Source organism: Microcystis sp. LEGE 08355, assembly GCF_015207185.1.
Classification (GTDB): Bacteria; Cyanobacteriota; Cyanobacteriia; order Cyanobacteriales; family Microcystaceae; genus Microcystis; species Microcystis panniformis.
This window is the reverse complement of record NZ_JADEXI010000520.1, coordinates 1-3,280: the sequence shown is the minus strand read 5'-3', so window position 1 is coordinate 3,280 and position 3,280 is coordinate 1. Positions and strand designations below refer to the sequence as shown.

Genomic DNA, 3,280 nt, shown 5'->3' with positions numbered 1-3,280 from the left:
CCCCACACCCTGCCACCACCGAAAAACTTTTTCAGCAAACCCTATTTATCCTTGGCTTTGGCGCAGATGGTCATTAATTTGGCGTTTGCGCTTTTCTTCGGGGGCAGTGCTAGTAATTTCGCCAAAATCTTGACTACTCATGGAAAGATGGGACATTATCTTTCTTTTGCGCTCTTTAGCAGTTAATTCTGGTGAAGGAGTTACTGGCGGCGGCGCTGCCACGGGTTCCGCTGCCACTGGGGTAGTTTCCACAATTGGCAGCGGTTTTTTAGGAATATAGTCAGCACCACTCGTACTTCTGGAGAGATGATCGAGAATGCGACGTTTGCGATCGTCAGTAGCCATAACAATCTTTGCCAATCTAGTTTAAAGTTTTGTAACTATCACCCATTGTCAAACATCCCTATCCCCTTGAGAAGTCAAGGGAGATTTTATTTTGAGGGATTGAAGACATATAAAACCTGCGATCGCATCTATCTGGTCGTGGAACTGGGGGTCTTCTCGCCCAAGGTGATAAGATAAAAAACTAAGTCTTTGAAAATATGACAAAGGATTTATCTATCATGACACCCTCTTTAGCTAACTTTCTCTGGAGCCTTGTTTTAGGTGCGGTTATCGTCCTGATCCCTGCCACTATCGGTTTGATTTTCATCAGTCAATACGACAAGATCAAACGGACTTAATTTAATCTAACTCTAAAATGCCTAGACCGATTCCGTCTGGGCATTTTAGCTAATTTTGGAACTGGCAAGAGCGATCGCACCGACTACCCGATATCCCTCTGTGCGTAAAACCTGCACAGCTTCCTCGATCGTGGTTCCTGTGGTATAAATATCGTCAATTAAGAGAATCGGTACTGATTTCGGTAAATTTTTCCCCAGTTGAAAAGCCGCTTGCATCGTCTTTTTTCTTTCCTCGGCTGCCAGACTAAATAAGGCTGCCGTGTTCTTAATCCGAATTAATCCGCGACTAGCCAGAGGATAACCGGTTAAACGACAAAAACCCTCGGCAATGACTTCTGCTTGATTAAAACCCCTTTCCCTTAATCTTTCTGGATGGAGAGGGATAGGAATCACCGTCAAACGTTTATCGGTGAGGGGAGGACGCAGCAGCCAAGTTTCCCCCATGCAACTGCCTAGCAAAGAGCCGAGAGCGGGATGGCGATCGTATTTCATTTTAGCGATCGCCTGTTTTAATTTACCTTCATAGCGTCCCCAGATAAACAGGGGAATAGAACCACGCCAGAGAAAAAGCGGGTTATTCTGACGATAGGCCTGTAATTGTCGCCCACAATCACGGCAAAGCTCTCGCTCGCTCTGCCGTTGACAAAGAGGACAGGGAGACTTAAGAAATAAAGCGAGAAAAGGTTCGAGCATGGGAAGTCAAAGTTTTAGCTATATCCTGATTTCCATCGTCAAAAACGGTCAAATAACGGGGATTACTCCGCTCGATCGAAAGACTGATTTCTTGCGCTCCTTCGGACTCTATATCTTGTAGATAACCCCCCTGATGCTGTTGTGCTTCCTCAAAAGAAGCAAAGGGACCAAAATAGTAGATACAGTGGGGATAAAGGGAGGTAATTTTCAGCCACCAAGGTGTATTATCGTCAGAAATTTTATTTGTCTCCAAGAAAGATAAAATCATGTTCTGGTAGTGATAGGGGACAGGGATTGCAGGAATCAAGGACAGGTTTTTAGGAACTTTGCCCCCATAATTCCGATTTGCTGGCCAAAAAATCGAGCTTTTGGCCAAAGAGAGTCTTTTTATCGTATTAGATTAACAAGGGGATCGGTCGTAAAATCGAAAGAGATTCTAAAAATTCCCCTCAGCCAAGGGGAAGCGGATCGAGATAGGATAGTAAGGAGTTTTTTTGTAGAAAGCTAAGGGGATCAGATAACTATGAGCCAGATCACGGACACAGATAAGAGTCTTGAGGCGATGAAGAAGTTTGCCGAACAGTACGCTAAAGGTACAAATACTTATTTCTGTAGCGATCTCTCGGTAACAGCGGTAGTAATTGAGGGATTAGCGCGTCATAAGGACGAATTAGGCGCTCCTTTATGTCCCTGTCGTCACTACGAAGACAAAGAAGCGGAGGTAAAAAATACTTTCTGGAATTGTCCCTGTGTACCGATGCGGGAACGGAAAGAATGTCACTGTATGCTATTTATTACCCCCGATAACGAGTTTGCCGGAGAAGAACAGACAATTTCCCTCGACTATATCCAAGAAGTCCGCGAATCGATGAAGGGGCATTAGTATAGGGTAATGACAGCCAGCGCTTTTGGGCAAGGAATCGACGAATTTAATCGCCAGCAATTCTATGCTTGTCATGATACCCTAGAGGCTTTGTGGATGGAGTCCGCAGAGCCTGAAAAAACCTTTTATCAAGGCATTTTGCAGATTGCTGTCGCTTGTTACCATCTGGAAAATAATAACTGGCGCGGAGCGGTAATCCTTTTGGGAGAAGGGGTGAGACGTTTGCAACACTATCAACCCGATTACGAGGGGATCAACGTGACGCACTTGGTTGGGGAGAGTTTGGATCTATTAAACTTTTTACAGAATCTCGATCCCCAAGCTTTACCGGCAGTGCTAGAAGCGATGAAAAGCAATCAGGAACATCCCCATCCCCACCTCGATCGATCTATCTGTTCTCTGCCGAAAATCCTCAAAAGTCATCCCGTCCTCTAAACAGCTAGATTAGTTAGTCAATACAATTACGTCTATAGGTGACATTTCTATGAGAGCAAGATCCGCAAAAATCAGAGGATGGCTAGTTTCCCTCGTTTCTACTAGCTTAGTCATGGGATTAGGTACTTCTCCCCTAGTCAAGGCACAGCAGAATATTGTACCCGGTAATGCCATGACAGTGCGATCGGATATTCAGGAGGCAAACTCAAAAACGGGGGTAATTACTGCTAGGGGTAACGTACAAGTGTTCTACCCTGCCCGCAAAATGCAGGCCACTTCTGCCCAAGCTCAGTATTTTAGCCGCGAACGTCGTTTAGTGATGACGGGTAATGTTTATGTTTTGCAAGAAGGCAACAGTATCCGCGCCGAAACGATGACTTATCTAGTCGATGAGGGCAGATTTATCGCTACTCCCCAAACCAGTCAGCAGGTGGAGTCAATTAATCTAGTCAAAGATAACGAAACTTCTCCCCAACCAGCAGCCTCCCCTGTACCCGCACCCATACCTTCCCCTTCCCTCCCCGCTGCTCCAATTATTAACCCGCAGTGATTAGGAGACAGGAGACAGGAGACAGGAGATTATTTC

7 protein-coding genes are annotated in these 3,280 nt (G+C 45.4%); 4 read left to right on the top strand and 3 right to left on the bottom strand.

Annotated features, from left to right (window positions below; all coding sequences use genetic code 11):
* Nucleotides 1–45: 45 nt before the first annotated feature.
* On the bottom strand, nt 46–345 hold the full coding sequence (locus IQ242_RS20380) for a hypothetical protein (protein WP_193961207.1): 300 nt from the start codon (nt 343–345) through the stop codon (nt 46–48).
* A gap of 218 nt (nt 346–563) precedes the next feature.
* Between IQ242_RS20380 and psbX the strand changes: the two genes are divergently transcribed.
* On the top strand, nt 564–683 hold the full coding sequence (psbX, locus tag IQ242_RS20375) for a photosystem II reaction center X protein (protein WP_002733679.1): 120 nt from the start codon (nt 564–566) through the stop codon (nt 681–683).
* A 45-nt stretch (nt 684–728) separates the two neighbouring features.
* On the opposite strand, the gene IQ242_RS20370 is transcribed toward psbX, so the two are convergent.
* Together IQ242_RS20370 and IQ242_RS20365 are read right to left on the bottom strand one after the other, a co-directional pair.
* A complete protein-coding gene (locus IQ242_RS20370) occupies nt 729–1,376 on the bottom strand; it encodes a ComF family protein (protein ID WP_193961206.1) in 648 nt (215 codons plus the stop codon).
* The gene (locus IQ242_RS20365) at nt 1,345–1,644 is read right to left on the bottom strand and encodes a DUF1816 domain-containing protein (RefSeq protein WP_193961205.1); all 300 of its coding nucleotides are present in this window, start codon (nt 1,642–1,644) and stop codon (nt 1,345–1,347) included. Before IQ242_RS20365 ends, IQ242_RS20370 begins: the two co-directional genes overlap by 32 nt.
* A 255-nt stretch (nt 1,645–1,899) precedes the next feature.
* On the opposite strand from IQ242_RS20365, the gene IQ242_RS20360 reads away from it, so the two are divergent.
* Genes IQ242_RS20360 through IQ242_RS20350 form a run of 3 tightly spaced genes read left to right on the top strand, consistent with a single transcriptional unit; the run spans nt 1,900 to nt 3,244 of the window.
* Nucleotides 1,900–2,259: a ferredoxin thioredoxin reductase catalytic beta subunit gene (locus tag IQ242_RS20360; RefSeq protein WP_149976913.1), complete on the top strand. Its 360-nt coding sequence runs from the start codon at nt 1,900–1,902 to the stop codon at nt 2,257–2,259.
* A 9-nt stretch (nt 2,260–2,268) separates the two neighbouring features.
* A complete protein-coding gene (locus tag IQ242_RS20355) occupies nt 2,269–2,694 on the top strand; it encodes a DUF309 domain-containing protein (RefSeq protein WP_002767543.1) in 426 nt (141 codons plus the stop codon).
* Between the two features lie 49 nt (nt 2,695–2,743).
* The gene (locus tag IQ242_RS20350; RefSeq protein ID WP_193961204.1) at nt 2,744–3,244 is read left to right on the top strand and encodes an LptA/OstA family protein; all 501 of its coding nucleotides are present in this window, start codon (nt 2,744–2,746) and stop codon (nt 3,242–3,244) included.
* The last annotated feature ends 36 nt before the right edge of the window (nt 3,245–3,280 follow it).

Excerpts from the sequence above, each read along its gene's own strand:
- IQ242_RS20355 (WP_002767543.1), top strand. The coding sequence starts at position 2,269 with ATGACAGCCAGCGCTTTTGGGCAAGGAATCGACGAATTTAATCGCCAG.
- IQ242_RS20360 (WP_149976913.1), top strand. The coding sequence starts at position 1,900 with ATGAGCCAGATCACGGACACAGATAAGAGTCTTGAGGCGATGAAGAAG.
- psbX (WP_002733679.1), top strand. The coding sequence starts at position 564 with ATGACACCCTCTTTAGCTAACTTTCTCTGGAGCCTTGTTTTAGGTGCG.
- IQ242_RS20365 (WP_193961205.1), bottom strand. The coding sequence starts at position 1,644 with ATGATTTTATCTTTCTTGGAGACAAATAAAATTTCTGACGATAATACA.
- IQ242_RS20380 (WP_193961207.1), bottom strand. The coding sequence starts at position 345 with ATGGCTACTGACGATCGCAAACGTCGCATTCTCGATCATCTCTCCAGA.
- IQ242_RS20370 (WP_193961206.1), bottom strand. The coding sequence starts at position 1,376 with ATGCTCGAACCTTTTCTCGCTTTATTTCTTAAGTCTCCCTGTCCTCTT.
- IQ242_RS20350 (WP_193961204.1), top strand. The coding sequence starts at position 2,744 with ATGAGAGCAAGATCCGCAAAAATCAGAGGATGGCTAGTTTCCCTCGTT.